Below are 18,821 nucleotides of genomic sequence, written 5' to 3' on the forward strand. Positions count from 1 at the left end.
CCAGAGTGCTGCGTCTTCTCGTGGTGTGGCATCCGTGCAGATCAGCCGTATAGACTCACGTCGTCCCGTCCCCCTGCCCAAGAGGATGACCGCATGGCAACGCGCCTAAATGACCGCGACACCGTGACCGAAGCAAAGATGTCGAAGACCGAGTGGGTCTACGCCGCAAAACGCACTCTCACCGAGTTCACACGCGCGGGGGGAACGGATCTCGCCGCCCAACTCACCTACTTCATCGTGCTCGCCGTCGCCCCCACCTTCCTTGCACTCTTCTCTCTCGCAGCGCTCGTCCTGAGCGGTTTCCAGGACGAAATCGTGAAGGTCATTACCGATGCGGTCAAGAACTCGAACATCGCGAATGGCTCAACGGATCTCACCGGCGCTATCGAATCAACGCTTAAGTCACTCCTCGGCTCGACCTCTTCGGGGACGATCGCCCTCATCATCGGTATTTTGACGGCGCTGTGGTCCGCCTCGGCGTTTGTGAAGGCCTTCTCTCGCGCCTCGAACAAGATTTATCGTGTGGAAGAAACCCGAGGTCCGGTCAAGCTTAATCTTTCGATGCTCGCCGTCACCGCTGCTCTCATCGTGGGAATCCTTCTCCTTTTCGTGTCCATGATGCTGAGCCAGAGCATGATGGATTCGATCCTCGGCCCGATTTTCTCAACTATCAACATGTCGGGCCTCCTCGACTTCCTCACGAACACGTTCATCCCGATCTGGGCGTGGGTGAAGTGGCCGTTCATGCTCGCGCTCCTGTTCGCCGTCGTGTCCCTCCTGTACTGGGCAACACCGAACCTCAAGCACAAGTACCGCTTCATCTCGCCTGGTGGCGTCTTCGCCATCATCGGCATCGCCCTCGCACTCCTTGCCCTGAGCGTCTATATGTCGACGTTGGCGAGTTACTCGAGCTACGGCGCCATCGGTGGTGTGATGGCAGTTCTGTTCGTTCTGTGGGTCGTGAGCATCGTGCTGATTCTCGGTGCGGCTTTTGACGCGGAGGTTCTTCGCGGCCGCCAGCTCGCTGCGGGCATGCCCGCCGAGGATGGTTTCGAGCTGCCGAGCCGCGGTGCCGAGCCGCCTACGAAAGCCGACCTGAAGTACGCAAAGATTGTGGACGAGGGCCGCGAGATCCGCGTTGGCAATCTCTACAAGAACCAGGACAATTACACCGCCACGTTCGCGGGTGCGGATGCGCTACGCAAGGGCGACGAGGAGGTCTTCACCGTCCGCGAGGAGGACCGCAACTCGAGCACTCCCTCCGCGGTGAGCACCGAGAAAAGCGCTGAGGACGCACGAGACTAGGAGTAATCTGAGCCGTGTGCGGGCGCTTTGCGTTTTTCCAAGAGATCGAGCCTATGCTCGACGATCTCGGCGCGCTTGATCTCGCGGATCCGCACCTTCACGCGCGCTACAACATTCCTCCCACGGCACCGATTTACGTCGTTACCGAAGGACTCGAACGCGCCACGGGCGAACTTAGGCGAGGCGTGCGCACCGCGCGCTGGGGCCTTCTTCCACGGTTCGCGAAAGACCTCTCGTTTTCCGCGAAGACCTTCAATGCCCGCCGCGAGTCTCTCGTGGAGAAGCCGAGTTTCCGCGGTTCGCTCGAGCGTTACCGCGCGCTCGTACCCATGAACGGCTATTTCGAGTGGCAAGCAGGCACACACGGCAAAGTCCCTCATTTCATTCACGGCCGCGATACGCCGCTTCTTTACGCAGCCGGTCTTGTGTCGTGGTGGAAGAACCCCGCAGATCCCGAGGCCACATGGCTTTTGAGCGCCACCATCATCACGAAAGCCGCCGAAGGGCACCTCAAGCACATCCATTCCCGCATGCCCGTTTTCCTCGACCCGAATGGCCGTGAAACGTGGCTCAGCCTCGACTCGTTCTCTTCGGGCGCCGAAGCCCACGCATGGGTGGGCGGCACGGAGGGCCAGCTTGCGTCGGCGGCGCTCGAGGCCTACCCGGTGGGGCGCGAGGTGGGAAGCGCCGCAAACGAGGGGCCATACCTTCTCGAGCGGCAGAGTCCTACGCCAACCTAACCCCTCGCGCGCCTCACGTATCGTCGTCGACGAAGAGCTCGCGGTCAGGTCGATTCTCCGGCCGCAAGAGAAGAACAAAAAGTGCCGCTGCGAGTGCCAGTGCACCGAAGCCCGCCCAGAGAAGCCCTCCGCGGATGAGGCTACCTCCCACAAGAGCCTGGAACAGCTGCCACGTCACACCGAAGCTCACCCCGTAGCGGCCTCGTTTCATAAGCGAACGCGCAGCGAAACCCACCATGAGGGCGAAAATCCCAAGGAAAACCGCGAGTCCCACCGCGACCGTTTTCAGGTCGGCAGCCTGCGCCGGGAGCGTCACGAGCGCGTAGAGCGCGGCACCGCCAAGAAGGAGCGCTTCGAGAACGAGGAGAAGGGCACTCACGCGGCGCAGCGGGTGCGTGACGCGATTGAACGTCGCCTCGGCTTCAGAGGCGCCATGGTGGGAGGTCATGCCCCCACCCTAGTGCCCGGTACGCTGCGGGGCGGCCGGTGGCAAGATGCAAACGGTGTGGAAAAGATTACGAGGGATCTTTCTTCTAGATCCTTGTCCGTTAGCGCCGTTGCCAGGAACAATGGAGTACTACATCGCTACAACACAAAGGTGTCTGTGGCGATCCGCATTGATGTCGAGGCCCTGTGGGCCGCACGCCATCGTGGCCCCACTACGGTCACGATGCACTGGAAAGAGAGAGTGACCCGATGGATTGGCGCCACCGCGCTGCATGTCTCACCGAAGATCCCGAGCTTTTCTTCCCCATCGGGAACACGGGACCGGCGATCACCCAGATCCAGGAAGCCAAGGCAGTGTGCCAGCGCTGCGAGGTCATGAACATCTGTTTGAAGTTTGCGCTTGAATCCGGTCAGGATTCGGGCGTGTGGGGCGGCCTTTCCGAAGATGAGCGCCGCTCGCTTAAGCGCCGCACCGCGCGTGCGCGCCGCGTCGCCTGACGCCGCCTCAGAGCCCGCCTTTCGGCGCGGCCACGTCAGCTCCCATACGCAACTGGGTCGCTCTGGGCGAGCCCCATTGAGCGCGCAAAGTATGGCCCCGCACGCCCTTCGGACTCAGGCCAACGGCCACCCCTCTATTAGCGTGAGAGCGGGTCGAGATACACGTCAATCATGGCACGCGTGCCACCGTCGGGCCTGTTCTCCCACGTGAGCACCCCACCGAGCTCCCCCTGCACGAGAGTTTGCGCAATGTTCGTGCCGAGCCCTTCGGGCTTGCGAGGCATGCCGCTGCCGTCATCATCGACGTAAATCACGAGGTGCGTTCCACTGCGCTCACTTGTGACCGTGAGATTTCCCCCCGTTTCCGAGAGCCCGTGCTCGACCGCATTCGTCGCGAGCTCGGTGAGCACGAGTGCAAGCGGCGTGGCTTCCTCGGCTCGAACCAGCCCAGCCTTACCAATCTTGTGCGTCGCAACCGTGACCTGCCCAAAGCCGCTCGCGTGGTCGGCAGAACGTACCGTTGCCGCAGCCGCATCAACCGCGAGACGGAGGCAACGATCGATCACATCGTCGAGCAAAACGGTCTCTTCGCTCCCCTGCAAAAGGGATTCGTGCACAAGCGCGATCGTCGAAACGCGACGCATAGCTTCAAGTAGGGCTTCCTTAGCTTCGTCGCTTTTCATACGTCGCGATTGAAGGCGCAAAAGCGCCGCGACCGTTTGAAGATTGTTCTTGACACGGTGATGGACCTCGCGGATCGTCGCGTCTTTGGTCATGAGTTCTTTCTCGCGGCGCCGCACTTCGGTGACATCACGTACGAGGATGATCGCCTCCGTACGTTTGCCCTTGCGCGTAATCGGAATCGCGCGTAGCGAGAGAATCCCGCCTCGCGCCTGCATGTCCACGCGCCACGCGGCGCGCCCCGTCAGCACGAGCGGGAGCGACTCGTCAACAGGGATGCGCGACTGAAGATCGGCCGTGGCGAGCTCCGCGAGAAGACATCCGACCATGTCTCCCTGCATTCCGCAGCGGTGGAAGGCCGAAAGTGCGTTGGGCGAGGCCGCCTTCACGACGCCCTCGCTGTCGACAGACACCCAACCATCACCCACACGCGGCGCCCCGCGGCGGGGCGGAACCGGCGCCCCCTTGATGGGGAACGCCCCCTCCCCCATCATGAGGAGAAGCTCTCGGCCGAGACGGTACTGCTCCACTTCCGAAGCCGTGAGCCGCGCATCGGCCGGTGAAGTAAATGACTCGATCGAAAGAACCGCGAGCACCGCCCCCTTACGGCGCACGGGCGCGAAACGCACGAACGCCGGGCGTGACTCGCGCTCGACCGTCACGAAAGTGTCAATGTCGTCGTTGCCCGCCTCGGCATTGTCGAATGCATCGAGCAGTTCAGGCCAGTCCTCACGCGTGTACACGCTCGAGATTGGGTCCTCAAAATACACGGTATTGCCGTTGGCCGGGCGCGAATGCGCGGTCGCACACATGCCCTCTTCGCGAGGCACCCACAGCACGAGATCCGAACCGAGCAGATCTGAAATGACCTGCCAATCCCCAAGCAAAAGCTGAAGCCATTCGACTTCGGGCTTCGGCGTTTCATCGTCGTAGGTGAGAACGTTGTTCACAGTGGGAGCCATGCCTCAAGCCTACTGCCTCGCGGTACTCCACCCCCTCTCGGGCGCAGGCTCGCGTCACCGAGGCTCGATAGGCTTGAGCACACACGAGAGTTGAGGAGACCGCAGTGAAAACACTCCACGAAACCATCGAGTACAACGCGAGCACCGAGGAGGTCGCACATTTTTACGCGAGCCGTGAGAGTGCGCTAGAGCGTGCCTCGAGACTCGGTGTGCGAAACACGCGTGTGGAGGTTCAGGGGGATTCCGACGGCGCCTTCACCACCACGATCCTGGCGAATGTGCCTCGTGAGCAGGTGAACCACGAGAAGTTCCGCCGTTTTCTCCCGGAGCACCTCGAGGCCACCATCGTGCACGAATGGGATGCGCCTTCGGGCGGTGCGCGTACGGGTCGGCTCCGCGCGACAGTCGCCTCGCTACCGGTCAACCTCTCTGCGGATTTCACGCTTGAGGGCAACGGCGAACATTCGCGCATGAAAATTGAGGCGCAGCTCAGCGTAAAGATCCCCCTCGTGGGAGGAGCGGTGGAGAAGGCAGGAGCCGAAGCCGCTGGGGAGATCTTCCGCACCGAGGAGTCGTTCGCGAACGAGGTCCTTCGGCGGGAGCGCTAGCCTTCGAGAAACTCTCTCACGGAGCTCGCCTCACTCGGGTCGAACCACAGTGCATCGGGCGCGTAGGGGTCATCAGCGACCTCCGAAGCCGAGTTTTGGGTGATGAGGTAGGCCTTGAGCGGAATCGTGTAAGCCTCGCTGCGTAGCACGTGCGACCATTCCCCGGTTTCGGGCGAGGAGTCGCGTTCGAGTGCGCGGTCGGGGAGGTCAAACGCCGCAATGGCGATACGAGAAGCGCCCCTGTTCGCATGGGCAAATGACAAAATGCATTCGCACAGTGCCTCGAACTCTCGCTCTTCCACCTCGTCGCCGCTGAGAGCGGTCGTCGATGCGGTGGGCACTCCCCACACGCGGGCCTTTGCAGGCAGATCGAACGTGGGGCTCGACATGTCGGTGACGCTCGTGTCTCCCGCGAGCGCATTCACGGGGCAGTACACGCGCATGTGCACCCTCCTTGGCCTCGTAGCTGCTAGAACCTCAAGACTAGCGAAAAAGGTTGTGGTGGAGGTGAGCGGCCAATCGCGTGAGGGACTGGCGAAGCTTCGATTTTGGCGCGGATTCGGCGAGAAGCACGCCGTCCCACCTTGCTCGAGAGACCGTTGCCGCATCGAGCGGCAGTGCAAGACACGCGTCAAAGTCGAGGCGTGAGCGGAGAGTTCTTTCGATGCTTGCGAGTGTCACGCTCGAGTCAAGTTTGTTCACCACGACAGTGATGGGGCTCTGCGTGAGCTCCGCGACCTGAGGTGCCTCGCGCACAAACCGAGTCACGCTGATGGGGTCTGCCGCCACCACGGCAAGAACGTGCGAAGCGGCCGCAAGTGCGGTTCGCGTTGCGCCGTTGCGTTCCTGAGTTCCGTAGTCACTGCTCCCACTCTCGCTCTCGAGGGGTCCCGCAACATCGGCGACGACGACGTTCGACGCCTCCCGGGCCTTCGCGAAAACCCCTTCGAGGGCGTTGTCGTACACCTCGATGTACCGAGAAGGAACGCCAATACCGCTCAGGAGGTGGAGGTCATCGCTGACAAGCGGAGAATGGTGAAGCAAAACCTCTGGCGTGAGAGCGCCCTTGTCACTCGCGCGGCATGCGGCAACGAGGCCCGGAACTTCATCGAGAACGCCAAAGAGCTGTGTGAGGCAAGGGCCGTAGGTATCGGCGTCGATGAGGATGCTTTCTCCCCTGAGAAGCGACAGTTCGTGCGCAAGGTGCGCGGCGACGAACGAGCGACCTGGAGCACCTTCGGGCCCCCACACCGTCATCATCGGCGCTGACGGTGCCTCTCCATCGGGATCTTGCGTCCACGTCGCCTGATCCGGATCCTCAGCCTCGAGCCCGGCTTGCATGAGGAGTTCGTAGAGCGCTTCCGGTTCGATCCCTCCGTGTGCTTCGAGGGTGATTCCCAGGGTTGCGGGATCGGTGCGGCTCGCGGGAGACGTGATGGCGATAACCCCCGTTCCGCCGCGCCTGATCTCGTGGACGACTTCGCGTGAAAGCCCTTCCACATCGACATCCAGGAGGAGCACATCGCCGAGTTCGGCTCGCGTGAGCGCAAGAAGTTCCGTGAGGTCAACGCAACGACGAAGTACTCGCGCGTGTGAAGCAAGCCGCTGTGCGATCGTCGAAACGAGCTGAACCTCATCGGCACCTGATGCGCATACGAGGACGTCGATCATTCGGCATCCTCGAACAAACCCGGTGCTTCAACGACGTAAAGATTCCTCTTCGCTCCCAGGGCATCGAGGACACTTGCGACACTAGAAGCGGGGACCAGCACCTCAACGCGGGCGCCACGGCCGCTGAGGCCACCGCCTTCGTCAACGCCACGCACGATGGCACCTTCGACGAGGATTGTCGAGGGCTCTCCTTCCTCACCGCCCGAAGCCCACACATCCACGAGCGCACCTTTTCTGAGCGACGATGTGACGGGTTGTGCGACCTGGATTGTCACTGGACGCATCGCGGAATCTGAGGCTTGCCCCACGGCAGCGCGCGGAAGAAGTTCGCCTCGGGCGATGCTCTCGCGCGCGACGGCACCTTCCCCAATCGCCTCGGGCCGTTGCACATAGTGTTCGCGGCTCTCGCCCATGCGGACCTCGGCGACGGCAAAGTGCTCGGGCGTGAGGACGTCCCCCTCGGCGATGTCAGTCGTGGCGACGAGGACATCCTCACTCGAGGAAACCATCGCAAAAGCAAGACCGCCCACGAGAGTACTACCGAGTACGAGCGCCGCTCCCGTGAGAAGTCGAGTATCGCGGTACGGATTTTTCCTGATGCGTCGAAAGCGCGTACGCTCCCCCATTGCCCCCCCAATGTTCGTGAACCACGTAGTTCCCCTTGAGCATAACGACAGTCACGACAGTGCGCGAGCGATTTATTCGAATGTGGACAACCCTTGATCGACTCGCCTCGCGACACTTATCCACACCGTCGCACCACGAGCGCGTGTCCATGCGAAAATAGTGGAAGCCAGGCTGACCGAGGAGCACCATGCCAATGCACTTCTACACGCTCGACGAGGTGTGCGAGATTCTCGCGATTGAGAAACCGCAAGCCTATTCGCTCGTGCGCAGCGGGAGTTTGCGCGCGATCAAGCTTGGAGGTCGTGGTCAATGGCGCGTGGAGGAGGCCGAGCTACGCGCGTTCGTCGATCGCGCCTATGCCGAAACAGAGGCCGAGATCCTCGCTCACAACACCGCGCGCGCACCTAAGCGCACGCGCGAAACTTCCTAGACGACCCACAGGGCTTCGAGCGAAGAAAAAGGGACGGAAGTGAGCCCTCGCGAGGGCGTGGAGGCGTCGGATCCCTTCACCACCCTCAGCTCAAGGTGGTCCGCAAAAACTCGTGCAACCACACCTGAAAAATCCCCCGCAACCGTGACGAGAACCGCTCGGCGTCCAGTTTCGGCAAGCCCTTGAACGGCGCTGCGTATACGTAGCCGCGGGTGCCTCTCGTCGGTGGGGCGGACCCGGCTAAGCGGCCCACTCAGCCAGGCGATTCTCTGAGCATTCACGATAATTCTCCGCGGTGGGTGGAGGGCGTCGAGTTCGATCCAATCGCGCCCTACCCGACGAACACGACCTTCGTAGGCACGGCCAGAGACGAGCCCCACCGTTACGGCGGCCCCTACCGCCCCTGCGACCCGGTCGAGAAGTTCTACTTCAGAGCGCTCCGCATCGGCTAGCTCGTGCGCGTCCTCGCGAACGCGCTCAAGGCGCTCGCGCTCGAACCAGCGATCCAGGTCATCGAGGCGGTCTTCGGCACTCATGCGAACAAAGTACCGCACGAATGATCGTGACCCCTTGCACATCCACCAAAGAGCACATACCATCATCAACGAACACCTAAGTTCATCAAATCGCATCAAATGGCGCGTGGACTATCAGTGGAACAGGGAGCCCACTCGAACACCCGGGAATCCAATACTCCCCGGATCACCACAGCGTCATTAGCCAAGGGGGAAAAACGATGACCACCACAGCACTGCGGCATGGCCACCGCGCCGAAAGCACAACGGCACACGATGCTTCAGGGTGCATTCCCCTGGAGATCAGGAAGTCACGCGCACTCGCGAAGGCCCTCGCTTGGCTCGCAGTGAGTGCCATGGCCGCAACCGCCCTTACCTATGCCGTCCAGGGCACCCACGCGAGTGGCGGAGCGCGGCAATTTACACTCGCGATCTTCGCCCTCGGTGCGGGCGGCTTCACCGCACTTACCGCCCACCTGAGTGTGACGTGGATCCTCATCTGGTGCGCTGTTGCTGCACCTCAGCGATCTGCTCGCCGAATCTGCGCACTCAAGGTGCTTCGACTCTGGTCGCCTCGAGCTGCGCGCCTCGCCGTCGTTGCGTTAGGGGTATCGGCCACAGCACTCTCACTGGGAAATCCGTCGCGCGCCTTCGCCGAGGCGGCAACTCCAATAGCCACCGTCACGCACGCGAACAGCGCCTCCGATTCTGGCGGAGATGATCAGGTCAAGGAGGAAGCACGCGGCAACGAAGCACCCGATGCCTCGGGGGTCACAACCCTCGGTTGGGCTCCAACGGAAGAGGCAGCCAACGCCAGCTCGATCCCTCCACTGCACGCCACCCCCGAGCCAGAGCCGTCCTACGCCATCGCCTTCTCAGGTTCTTCGGAATCGTTGCCCGCACCGGAGCCCCTGCAGCACGCGCCTTCACCAAAGTCTCCCGGTCACGGGGAGATCGCCGCCCCGACGCGAGAACATCGCGCCACGCACTCGGATCACACCTACACGGTGAAGCCCGGTGACACCCTGTGGTCCATCGCGAGGCAGCATCTCACGCATGAAAAAGGCGAGCGCCCCACAAACGGTGCGATCGTTCGTGAAATCGACCGGATCGCCTCGCTAAATCCCACGATCGACAACGTCGACCTCATCTTCCCCGGCCAAACCTTCCGCCTCTAATCCCTAGCCCCATCACGAAGAAAGACTCACGCCATGCTCAACAACACTCAGCCTTCCTCGCCCGGCACCCACACGCCCTTCGACAACGACGAGAAAGCACGCACAGTCGTCGAAGCCGTCGCGCGTCAAGCACTCGAGATTCTCAATGGCTATCGACCGCCAACATCCCTGAGCAAGATCCTTATCCCGCAGGAACAGGAGAGCTTCGCGAAACGGGTCTCATGCGTGAAAACGTACCGGAAAAACGCGGGCATCCGGGTCTCGCCACGTATAAGCGTTGGCGGCGTGCACATCTGCCGGGTCAACGACGACGTGATCGAAGCAAACTCGGTCGTGCGAGATTCGCTTCGAGCCCGTTTCGTGTGCATGCGATGGGAGAAGAAACGCTCAGGCTGGAAGATCACAGCTCTCGAACTCGGCTAGCCCCACTTTCACGAGGAGCGCCGGAGCGTCAATTCTTCTTCGCGCGCTTGCGCTCCTCACGTTCCTTGCGTCGGCGTTCCGCACGCGAAAGCGGACGTTCAGGAACGGCTTCCCCTTCTGAAGAGCTGTAGGAGAGCTCCTCAACCTTGGGACCATCTCCGAGGCCCTTCGCGGAAATGTCGACGCCCTCGGCTCGGGCGCTCTCGCTCATCTCCTCAGATGCAGGCTCCGTGGCGCCAGACACGACCTTTGCCTTCGCAGCAGCGTCGCGCACGAGCTTCGCGACCTTCTCGGGGACCTGCCCCTTGGTCGGTGCCTCCTGAACCTTGACTTCGAGGTTGAAGAGGTAGCCCACAACGTCTTCCTTGATGCCCGCGACCATGTCGTTGTACATGAGGAAGCCTTCGCGCGCGTACTCGATAACCGGATCACGCTGCGCCATCGCGCGCAGGCCGATGCCCTCCTTGAGATAATCCATCTCGTAGAGATGCTCGCGCCAGCGTCGGTCGATCACCGAGAGCAGTACTCGGCGCTCAAGCTGGCGCATAGCCGCCTCACCGAGCTCGTCCTCGCGCTTCTCATAGGCAAGGGCAATATCCGAGCGGATCTCTCGTTCGAGACGTTTCGCCGTGAGGTTTTCCTTGCCGCCAACTTCCTCGACGACGTCCTCGGCGGTAATGGACGCGGGGTAGAGCGCCTTGAGGCTGCCCCACAGCTCGTCAAGCTCAAAATCCTCGGCGCTCTTGCCAGCAGTGGCGTTGCGCACGAGCGCCCCAACAACATCGTCGATATAGCTCGAGATCGACTCGTCGAGGTCCTCTCCCTCGAGAATGCGATTGCGATCCTCGTACACGCGGGCGCGCTGCTTTGTCAGCACGTCGTCGTACTTCACGACGTTCTTACGGATTTCGAAGTTCTGTGACTCGATACGCTTTTGAGCCCCCTGGATGGAACCCGTCACAATGCGTCCCGTGAGCGGAGTGTCCTCGTCTACGCCGCCGCGCTCCAGGATCTGCTCGGCGCGTCCCTGCGAGAAGCGGCGCACGAGGTCGTCTTGAAGTGAAAGGTAGAAGCGGGACTCACCCGGATCACCCTGGCGGCCCGAACGGCCGCGAAGCTGGTTATCGATGCGGCGCGACTCGTGACGCTCGGTACCGAGCACATAGAGCCCGCCGAGTTCAACGACCTCGTCGTGCTCCTTGGCGACCTGTTCGCGTGCGGCTTCGAGCGCTCCGTCCCATGCAGCCTCGTACTCTTCAGGCTGCTCTTCCGGGTCGAGACCTCGTTGTTCGAGGTCTTTCGTTGCCATGAACTCGACGTTGCCGCCGAGCATGATGTCGGTACCGCGGCCTGCCATGTTGGTGGCAACAGTCACGGCGCCCTTGCGACCGGCCATGGCCACGATGGCGGCCTCCCCCTCGTTGTTCTTCGCGTTGAGAACGTTGTGAGGAATGCCCTTCTTCTTGAGGAGCGAGGAGAGGTACTCCGATTTCTCAACGCTCACCGTGCCCACGAGCACGGGTTGTCCCTTCTCGTGGCGCTCCTCGATGTCGGCAACGACAGCGCGGTACTTGGCCTTTTCCGTGCGGTAGATCTGATCCATTTGATCGATGCGCTGCAGCGGCAGGTTCGTGGGAATGGGCACGACGCCGAGCTTGTACGTTCCCATGAACTCGGCAGCCTCGGTTTCGGCGGTACCGGTCATGCCCGCGAGCTTCTCGTAAAGCTTGAAGTAGTTTTGGAGGGTGATCGTGGCGAGCGTCTGGTTCTCAGCCTTGATGGCGACGCCTTCCTTCGCTTCGATCGCCTGATGCACGCCTTCGTTGTAGCGGCGGCCCGAAAGGATACGGCCCGTGTGCTCGTCGACGATCATGACTTCGCCGTTCATGACGACGTAGTCCTTATCGCGTTTGAACAGTTCCTTTGCCTTGATGGCGTTGTTGAGGAACCCGATCAGCGGAGTATTGAGCGACTCGTAGAGGTTATCGATGCCGAGCTGGTCTTCGACGAGCTCGATGCCTGGCTCAAGAATGCCGACAGTGCGCTTCTTTTCATCGACTTCGTAGTCCCGATCGCGCTGAAGTTTCGTGGCGACGCGCGCAAATTCGGCGAACCACTTATTGACATCTCCCGATGCCGGGCCCGAAATAATGAGCGGGGTACGAGCCTCATCGATGAGGATCGAGTCAACCTCGTCGACAATCGCGAAGAAGTGGCCGCGCTGCACCTTGTCGCTCACGGAGTGCGCCATGTTGTCGCGCAAGTAGTCGAAGCCGAATTCGTTGTTCGTGCCGTAAGTGATGTCGGCGGCGTACTGTTTGCGACGTTCCGCGGGGTCCTGTCCGGAGACGATCACGCCGGTCGTGAGACCGAGCATACGGAACACACGCCCCATGATCTCGCCCTGGTATTTCGCGAGGTAGTCATTAACCGTCACGATGTGCACGCCCTTACCGGCGAGCGCATTGAGGTAGGCGGGAAGTGTGGCGACGAGGGTCTTGCCCTCACCGGTTTTCATCTCGGCAATTTCGCCACGGTGAAGCGCGGCACCGCCCATGAGCTGCACGGGGTAGGCGCGCTGGCCGAGAGTGCGTCGTGCAGCTTCGCGCACGGTCGCGAAAGCCTCGACCTGGATGTCATCGAGAGTTTCGCCGTCGGCGAGGCGCTTCTTGAACTTCTCGGTTTCCTCGCGAAGTTCTTCATCGGAGAGTTCGAGGAACCCCTCCTCGATATCATCAACGCGTTGCGCGATGTCGGCTAGGCGCTTGCGCTCACGGCCCTCACCGGCACGAAGAATGACGTCGAAAAGCTTGGCCACTGGAAAACTCCCTTAGAGGATCTCGTCATGCACGCTCACGTGCGGAACACTCACGGCGCGGTTTCCTTACAGATAACAGCGCGAACCGTCCCAGTCTACGTGGCGAAGGGGGTCCGCGCGCTACTCGAGCGCCCGAACCCCCCGAGGAAGTCGTCACACGCCGGAAAAGCACCCTGCTAACTGGGCTTTTACCGTGCGAATAGTTTTATTCCAATTCGATAACGCCATAGTTCCAACCCTTACGGCGGTACACCACTTTCGGGTTGGAGGTCTCTTCGTCGATGAAGAGGTAGAAGTCGTGGCCAACGAGCTCCATTTGGTAAAGGGCGTCATCGATGCTCATCGGTTGCGCCTTGTGCTTCTTTTCGCGAATCACGATGGGGGAAGTAGGCGCCGATTCCTCGACCGGTTCTTCGCCCTCGTTCTCGAGGTCTCTGTGCCCCTCGTTTTCGGCCTGCGCAAAAAGCTCTTCAATGCGTTCGGTATCCGCCTGCATCTTGCGAAGTGTTTCCGCATCGGCACCGTGTCCCCTTGAGCGTCCGCGGTGACGGTCCTTACGCCGATCGGCAAGGCGACGCAAGCGTTCAAGGAGCTTTGCGAGCGCGAGGTCAAGAGCCGAGTAGAGGTCCCCGGAGCGCGCTTCGGAGCGGATAACCTGCCCCTCGTCATGGACGGTGAGCTCGACACGCTCGCTTTCTTCGGCGCGGCGTGGGTTCTTTTCTGACGAAACCTCGACGTCAATTCGCATGGCGCTTGGCGCGAGCTGGGAGACCTTTTCGAGCTTGCCTTCGAGGTGGCGCTGGAAGCGTTCGGAAACGTCCATTTGACGGCCAACAACATTGATATCCATGAGAAATCCTCCAGAGTTGAGAAGTGTGTGGGCGGCCACGTTCCGCCCGGTTCTACGGGTGGGTGGTTCACCTCCTCCTCATGAGGTTCGCAGCGTCCCTGCCGCTTTGAGTCCTTCAATTATGGGACTTCTGACTGAAAACGTACCGCAGATCACACGGGTAGAATTGGAGTGTTTGCGCGCGGAAGCCTCGCTGAGGCGATCGTGAGTGCCGCGCACGTGCGCACGCCGAGGGCCTCGAGAGCATCGCTCGTCTTCTTGAGAGTGCTGCCAGTTGTCACAACATCATCGAGAATGACAGCCTGTGCGCCCCTCATCCCCTCCCACTCGGCTACCCTTTTCGGGCCGATCACCCGCTCCGTGCCTCGTGCCCTCTCGCGCTTGGTCCGTGAATGCTGACTTATGCCGCTGAGCACTAGCGCCGGTGCCACGCCCACCCTTGCGTGTGCACCCACACTTTCGGCAAGGAGTCGCATATGGTCCTCTCCGCGACGCCTCACCGCTTCGGCTCGCGAGGGCACGGGGACGATCACGTGTCTGTGCATGCACCCTTCACTGAGCTCAGTGAGGGCATCGGCAAGGAGGGGCCCCAGGTAGTTGGCGAGAGCAAAATGGCCCCCGTTTTTGTAGTCGAGGATGGCGCTTTTCACGCGCCCTTCATACTCGGCAAGCGTCGCCACGCGAAATGCCGGCGCAATCTCGAGCTCACGACCGTCGGCACTCGGGCGCGCTTCGCACACGCCCTCGCACACGCCCTCCACCCAAACGGTTCCGCGCGAGAATTCACCCGCACATTCGTCACACAAGTGAAGGCCGCTCTCACCGCACGGGCATGAGAACGGCACGAGAGACTGCAGTGCGATACTCGCAAACCGCGCGAAGACCCGAGGGAAGTCAATGCTCATACCCTCATTCGAGCGCGTGGGAGGGGGCATGCCAAGCTCTTTCGCGAACGTGGGGAGAACCGGCAGCCGTGGAGCACGTTCCGACGGCTGCGCCGCCACCACCTCGGCTCTAGTACAGAGCGATATCTCGCCCGCGCACGTCGATGTGCGCCCACGAATCCACGTTCCTTTGGACAACTTGGCCGTCTCCGCTCCCCACGAACAGGAGACGTGCCTCGAGCGAGCCGGCCACCGACGTCGTGTTTTCGCGCAACTCGCTCACCTGCTCGAAACCCGTGTGCATATTCCACGAGATCGCCATGGGCAGGGTGCTTTCTCCCGAAGTTCCCCACAGCAGGATCGATTCCTCGGAATACCACGCGATACCGTCAACCGTCTCGAGTGCGACGCTTACGCTGAGAGGCTCCGAAAGGCCCATCGGGGCGCCATGCTTCTCTCGCACGATCCCGATGATGCTCAGGGTGATGGCTCCGCGCGAGCCATGCACGACAGCGAGGCGCACCCCATCCGAGGAGAGGGAAGTGAAGGCAATGTCGGCTGTGGGCTGCCATGGAACGGGAAGCCGTCGCACCTCAACCGATAAATCGGCGCTCACCGCGATAAGTTCGGGCGCGCCGACGCTCGGCATCGTCCAGGCATACCCAAATTGATCGATGCTCGGGGCACACAACTCTTCGGCCAGGCTTTCGCGGCGCACATGAGCGTCAGCAGAACGGTCGGTCACGAGAAGCGTTCGGCGATCAAGGCTCACCGCGCTTGCGTAGCGACCGTTGGCGCTTATTCTGCCCAGCCGAACAGTCTCGGATGCGAGGGCCGGCACGAGCGATGCTCCTCCGGTGTCGCTTGCGAGTGACACGATGCCGCTGTCCCCCGAGCCATAGAGCCTGTGGCCCACCGAGGCTTTTACAGGGTGGGAATCAGGGGGAAGGGCGATTTCCTCCCGACCGTCCATGAACACCACTCTTGGGACTCGCTTGAGGCTCAGAAGGGTTGCGGAGATCTGGGCGAGGGCAAGGGCGCGTTCATCGTGAGGGAGTTCAAGAACCGACGCCGGGGGCTGCACAACGAGGTCACCCGCCTCATTCCTTGAGAGCGCACTCGGGGCAATGACGCTGCCCTCGTTGAGCGCGGAACGCACAGCATCCTTCAGGTATTGAGGCGGCCCGAGCGCGAGCCGGTTGAAGGCCGAGGCAAACGTCGATTGACGCAAGAACCATCGAGGATCGGCGACGAGAGCATCTCCCGCATTCGCCACGAAGTACACGCGCACGGGTTCGAATAGTCGCGCGAAATCTTCCGACCCGAGCACGAGCGCATCGGGGGTTTCGGAGATTCGCCACTGCCCGTTGACCTGCACGAGGCGAAACTCTGCCTTTTCCCGCTCGGCATGAAGATTGACCGCGCGAGCCCCGGTGGGTGACACCTTGGAGACTACCGGTACTGTCACGGAAACTTTGTCGCCATCTAATTCCTGGAATACCAGTCCCTCGGTCTCAGAAAATTCAATCCCGGTCATGGGTTTCCACGACTTGCGAATACTCTCCGCAAGGTATTCGCGAGCAGTGCGGTTGCCATCCTCGACTCCGAGATGCGCGGCAAGGAACCCTCGCACAATATCGATCTTGGTGGCTCCCGGATCGGGCGGTGCCACGGCTGTGTCTCCCTGTGCACCGAGACCGATCCCCTTCACTGGAGTTGTGTGCACCTCCGAGGAATTGGGGATGCGTGCACATCCCGCGAGCGCCGCGATGCTCGCCCCTGCGAGAACGGCGCGTCGCCGAAACATTCGCGCACCGAACCCTTGCCTCATCACTCCGTGTCCCCCTTCTCGACCGGCCGCACGAGCGCGAGCGGCGCCGCAGCGAGTTTCTCCCCTGGGGTTCGCGGCAAAAGTAGCCGGAACACCGCGGTTTCCCCTTTGACGCCCCAAGCTTCGAGGAGGCCTCCGTGTGCTTCGGCATCCTCTTGCGCAATCGCGAGCCCAAGCCCAGTTCCGCCTAGCGTATGTGTACGCGAGGGCGCGGCGCGCCAAAACCGATCAAACACCCGCTGCGCCTCTTGCGGGCTTAGGCCTGCACCGAAGTCTTGTACCGTGAGTGCGAGCGTCGATCCGCGCGCTGCCGTTCGCACATCAATCACGCCGCCTGAGCCGTGCTCGATCGCATTCGTCAAGAGGTTCCGCACGATCCGCTCGATGCGTCTCGAATCCATCTCCCCGACGGTATCGTCACTCAAGTGGTGCACGCGGATATCGGCGTCATATTCCCGCGCAATGGGCACCAACTGCTCGACCTGCTCGTCAACCAGGCCCGCGAGTGACGTCGGCTTCGCCTCAAGCTCGACCGTGCCGGCCTCGTGCCGTGAAATCTCGAGGAGGTCCGCGATAAGTGCCTCGAATCGCGCGACTTGCTCCCGCAAAAGTTCGAGACTGCGCTTGCCCGAAGGGGTAAAGGACTCTTTTTCCATCTCGAGCATCGCGGCGGCCATCTTAATTGTGGTGAACGGCGTGCGTAGCTCGTGGGAGACGTCGGAAACGAAGCGTTTTTCAAGCTCGGAAAGCTCAACGAGCTCGGTAATGGTCGATTGCAGCGAGGCCGCCATATTGTTGAAGCTCGTTCCCATGCGCGCGAGGTCATCACCACCTTGGATAACGAGGCGATAATCGAGGTCGTTTTCCGAAATATGGTCGACTGCTCGCGCCGCGCGCTTGAGGGGCGTCGTGACGATGCGCGAGATGACAAGGGAGACGAGGAAGAACAACAGTACGAGAACCGCCCCGCCGATGACGAGGATCGCGTTGACGCGGTCGAGAGTCTCCTGCTCCTGCGAAACCGAATACAGCATGAGGAGTCTGTAGCGGCCCGCACCCGCAACATCAATGGTTGTGCCCACGAGGATTGCTGGCCCCGAAACTCCATGCTCAACGTATTCGATGCTCCGATACACGAACTGGTCATTGGCCGCATCGAGTTCCCGCTCGAATTCAGCGTTCACGAAGGCTGTCAGTGCCCCATTGTTGGTCACAGCGTCGCCCGGGGTTGGCCCCACGGGGATCACTGCGAGTCCTTTAAAGACTTTTGGATCTCCCGCGGTCACCCCTTCCATGAACGAGATAATCACGTCTTGCCGCTCGTTCACGGACATGCCGACGAGGGGCTCGAGGTCGCTCACGAGTGTTCCTCGCATGGTCTCGGACTGCTCGAGCGAGCGGTCACGCCTCAATTCGTAGAGCGCGTCGGAAATCGCGGTCGAAAGGAAAGTTTCCACGACAAGGATCGCAAGAACCGCCAGGAGCATCGTTGCAAAAACTGCACGTGCCGCGATCGGCCACGTCGAGAATTCGCGAAGGCGAACGCGCCCCGCACTTCGCGAACTGATCTGAGAGTCGTCCGCAGCAGCCGGGGGAAAAAGGCGTTCGCGAAGGCTACTCACCCGCGCGGTAGCCCACCCCGCGCACCGTCACGATCAGGCGCGGATTGTCGGGATCAATTTCGATTTTCGAACGCAAGCGTTGCACGTGCACATTCACAAGACGCGTATCTTTCGAGTGCTGATAGCCCCACACTTCCCGCAAAAGGTCCTCGCGGCTAAACACCTGGGAGGGGTTGCGGGTCATCTGAATGAGAAGACCGAGTTCTATCGGAGTAAGGCGGATCGTTTCACCGTTCCTGAGCACCTGGCGGCGATCAACATTGATCTCGAGATCCCCGAGTTTAAGGATCTCCGCCTCACCGTGCGGTGCTCGGCGCACTCGCGCACGAATGCGCGCAACAAGTTCCTCGGGTTCGAACGGCTTCGTGAGATAGTCGTCGGCGCCGACCTCAAGCCCCTCGACCACCTTTTCGGTTTCGGTGCGGGCTGTCAGCATGATGATGGGAACATTCGAGCTTTCGCGAATGTTCCTGCAAATCTCGATGCCGTCCATTCCGGGCAACATGAGGTCGAGAAGGACGAGGTCAATGTTCTCGCGCTCAAGAATGGCGAGTCCTTTACGCGCGTCGGGAGCCGTCACGACGCTATATCCGCGGCCTTCAAGAAGAATTGAGACCATCTCTGCAATTGCGGCATCATCGTCAATCGCGAGAATCCTAGGGGGTGTGCTCATGCCGTTATCCTGCCAGAAACCTGTATTGGTCGAAACTCTTCTTACTCATCAAACTCTG

The 18,821-nt window shown here is 61.3% G+C and carries 19 protein-coding genes; 7 read left to right on the forward strand and 12 right to left on the reverse strand.

Going from position 1 to position 18,821, the window contains the following annotated elements; all coding sequences use genetic code 11:
- Positions 1–93 precede the first annotated feature (93 nt).
- Together D8M36_RS02725 and D8M36_RS02730 are read left to right on the forward strand one after the other, a co-directional pair.
- A complete protein-coding gene (locus tag D8M36_RS02725; protein WP_065248107.1) occupies positions 94–1,305 on the forward strand; it encodes a YihY/virulence factor BrkB family protein in 1,212 nt (403 codons plus the stop codon).
- Between the two features lie 14 nt (positions 1,306–1,319).
- The gene (locus D8M36_RS02730) at positions 1,320–2,045 is read left to right on the forward strand and encodes an SOS response-associated peptidase (RefSeq protein ID WP_126846513.1); all 726 of its coding nucleotides are present in this window, start codon (positions 1,320–1,322) and stop codon (positions 2,043–2,045) included.
- 13 nt (positions 2,046–2,058) lie between these two features.
- On the opposite strand, the gene D8M36_RS02735 is transcribed toward D8M36_RS02730, so the two are convergent.
- Complete coding sequence (locus D8M36_RS02735) at positions 2,059–2,493, reverse strand: hypothetical protein (RefSeq protein ID WP_126846515.1); 435 nt, start codon at positions 2,491–2,493, stop codon at positions 2,059–2,061.
- A 248-nt stretch (positions 2,494–2,741) separates the two neighbouring features.
- Here D8M36_RS02735 and D8M36_RS02740 point away from each other — a divergent pair, with 248 nt between their 5' ends.
- The gene (locus D8M36_RS02740; protein WP_016664986.1) at positions 2,742–2,990 is read left to right on the forward strand and encodes a WhiB family transcriptional regulator; all 249 of its coding nucleotides are present in this window, start codon (positions 2,742–2,744) and stop codon (positions 2,988–2,990) included.
- Positions 2,991–3,127: 137 nt separating this feature from the next.
- Here D8M36_RS02740 and D8M36_RS02745 read toward each other — a convergent pair whose 3' ends face one another.
- On the reverse strand, positions 3,128–4,633 hold the full coding sequence (locus D8M36_RS02745) for a sensor histidine kinase (protein WP_065248110.1): 1,506 nt from the start codon (positions 4,631–4,633) through the stop codon (positions 3,128–3,130).
- A gap of 104 nt (positions 4,634–4,737) precedes the next feature.
- On the opposite strand from D8M36_RS02745, the gene D8M36_RS02750 reads away from it, so the two are divergent.
- Positions 4,738–5,241: a DUF2505 domain-containing protein gene (locus tag D8M36_RS02750; RefSeq protein WP_126846517.1), complete on the forward strand. Its 504-nt coding sequence runs from the start codon at positions 4,738–4,740 to the stop codon at positions 5,239–5,241.
- Here the strand turns inward: D8M36_RS02750 and D8M36_RS02755 are convergent.
- The 3 genes from D8M36_RS02755 to D8M36_RS02765 are packed head-to-tail and all read right to left on the reverse strand — an operon-like array spanning position 5,238 to position 7,538.
- Positions 5,238–5,684 carry a hypothetical protein gene (locus D8M36_RS02755; protein WP_065248112.1) on the reverse strand — a complete coding sequence of 149 codons (447 nt, stop codon included), beginning with the start codon at positions 5,682–5,684 and terminating at the stop codon, positions 5,238–5,240. The genes D8M36_RS02750 and D8M36_RS02755 overlap by 4 nt on opposite strands.
- Before the next feature lie 40 nt (positions 5,685–5,724).
- Positions 5,725–6,912 (reverse strand): AAA family ATPase, encoded by a 1,188-nt coding sequence (locus tag D8M36_RS02760; RefSeq protein ID WP_126846519.1) that lies wholly within the window; start codon positions 6,910–6,912, stop codon positions 5,725–5,727.
- Positions 6,909–7,538: an SAF domain-containing protein gene (locus tag D8M36_RS02765; protein ID WP_065248787.1), complete on the reverse strand. Its 630-nt coding sequence runs from the start codon at positions 7,536–7,538 to the stop codon at positions 6,909–6,911. Before D8M36_RS02765 ends, D8M36_RS02760 begins: the two co-directional genes overlap by 4 nt.
- A 188-nt stretch (positions 7,539–7,726) precedes the next feature.
- On the opposite strand from D8M36_RS02765, the gene D8M36_RS02770 reads away from it, so the two are divergent.
- Positions 7,727–7,969: a helix-turn-helix domain-containing protein gene (locus D8M36_RS02770; protein WP_065248114.1), complete on the forward strand. Its 243-nt coding sequence runs from the start codon at positions 7,727–7,729 to the stop codon at positions 7,967–7,969.
- Here the strand turns inward: D8M36_RS02770 and D8M36_RS02775 are convergent.
- A complete protein-coding gene (locus tag D8M36_RS02775) occupies positions 7,966–8,505 on the reverse strand; it encodes a hypothetical protein (RefSeq protein ID WP_065248115.1) in 540 nt (179 codons plus the stop codon). The two genes, D8M36_RS02770 and D8M36_RS02775, sit on opposite strands and share 4 nt — an antisense overlap.
- Positions 8,506–8,705: 200 nt before the next feature.
- Here D8M36_RS02775 and D8M36_RS02780 point away from each other — a divergent pair, with 200 nt between their 5' ends.
- Together D8M36_RS02780 and D8M36_RS02785 are read left to right on the forward strand one after the other, a co-directional pair.
- On the forward strand, positions 8,706–9,662 hold the full coding sequence (locus D8M36_RS02780) for a LysM peptidoglycan-binding domain-containing protein (RefSeq protein WP_065248116.1): 957 nt from the start codon (positions 8,706–8,708) through the stop codon (positions 9,660–9,662).
- A gap of 33 nt (positions 9,663–9,695) precedes the next feature.
- Positions 9,696–10,085: an Rv3235 family protein gene (locus D8M36_RS02785; protein ID WP_065248117.1), complete on the forward strand. Its 390-nt coding sequence runs from the start codon at positions 9,696–9,698 to the stop codon at positions 10,083–10,085.
- A 28-nt stretch (positions 10,086–10,113) separates the two neighbouring features.
- Here the strand turns inward: D8M36_RS02785 and secA are convergent, their stop codons facing one another.
- The 6 genes from secA to mtrA all read right to left on the reverse strand — a co-directional run bounded on the left by secA (position 10,114) and on the right by mtrA (position 18,763).
- Positions 10,114–12,903, reverse strand: a complete 2,790-nt coding sequence (gene secA / locus D8M36_RS02790; RefSeq protein ID WP_126846521.1) for a preprotein translocase subunit SecA — start codon at positions 12,901–12,903, stop codon at positions 10,114–10,116.
- A gap of 205 nt (positions 12,904–13,108) precedes the next feature.
- Positions 13,109–13,753, reverse strand: coding sequence for a ribosome hibernation-promoting factor, HPF/YfiA family (hpf, locus tag D8M36_RS02795; RefSeq protein ID WP_126846523.1), 645 nt, complete (start codon positions 13,751–13,753; stop codon positions 13,109–13,111).
- Between the two features lie 152 nt (positions 13,754–13,905).
- The gene (locus tag D8M36_RS02800; protein WP_126846525.1) at positions 13,906–14,688 is read right to left on the reverse strand and encodes a ComF family protein; all 783 of its coding nucleotides are present in this window, start codon (positions 14,686–14,688) and stop codon (positions 13,906–13,908) included.
- A 79-nt stretch (positions 14,689–14,767) separates the two neighbouring features.
- Complete coding sequence (locus D8M36_RS02805; protein ID WP_161970189.1) at positions 14,768–16,444, reverse strand: LpqB family beta-propeller domain-containing protein; 1,677 nt, start codon at positions 16,442–16,444, stop codon at positions 14,768–14,770.
- A gap of 23 nt (positions 16,445–16,467) precedes the next feature.
- Positions 16,468–18,090 (reverse strand): MtrAB system histidine kinase MtrB, encoded by a 1,623-nt coding sequence (gene mtrB / locus D8M36_RS02810; protein ID WP_126846529.1) that lies wholly within the window; start codon positions 18,088–18,090, stop codon positions 16,468–16,470.
- Positions 18,083–18,763: an MtrAB system response regulator MtrA gene (gene mtrA, locus D8M36_RS02815; protein ID WP_126846530.1), complete on the reverse strand. Its 681-nt coding sequence runs from the start codon at positions 18,761–18,763 to the stop codon at positions 18,083–18,085. The genes mtrB and mtrA overlap by 8 nt, the downstream gene beginning before the upstream one ends.
- Positions 18,764–18,821: the final 58 nt, after the last annotated feature.

It is taken from the genome of Dermabacter sp. HSID17554 (genome assembly GCF_003989295.1).
Lineage (GTDB): Bacteria > Actinomycetota > Actinomycetes > Actinomycetales > Dermabacteraceae > Dermabacter > Dermabacter vaginalis.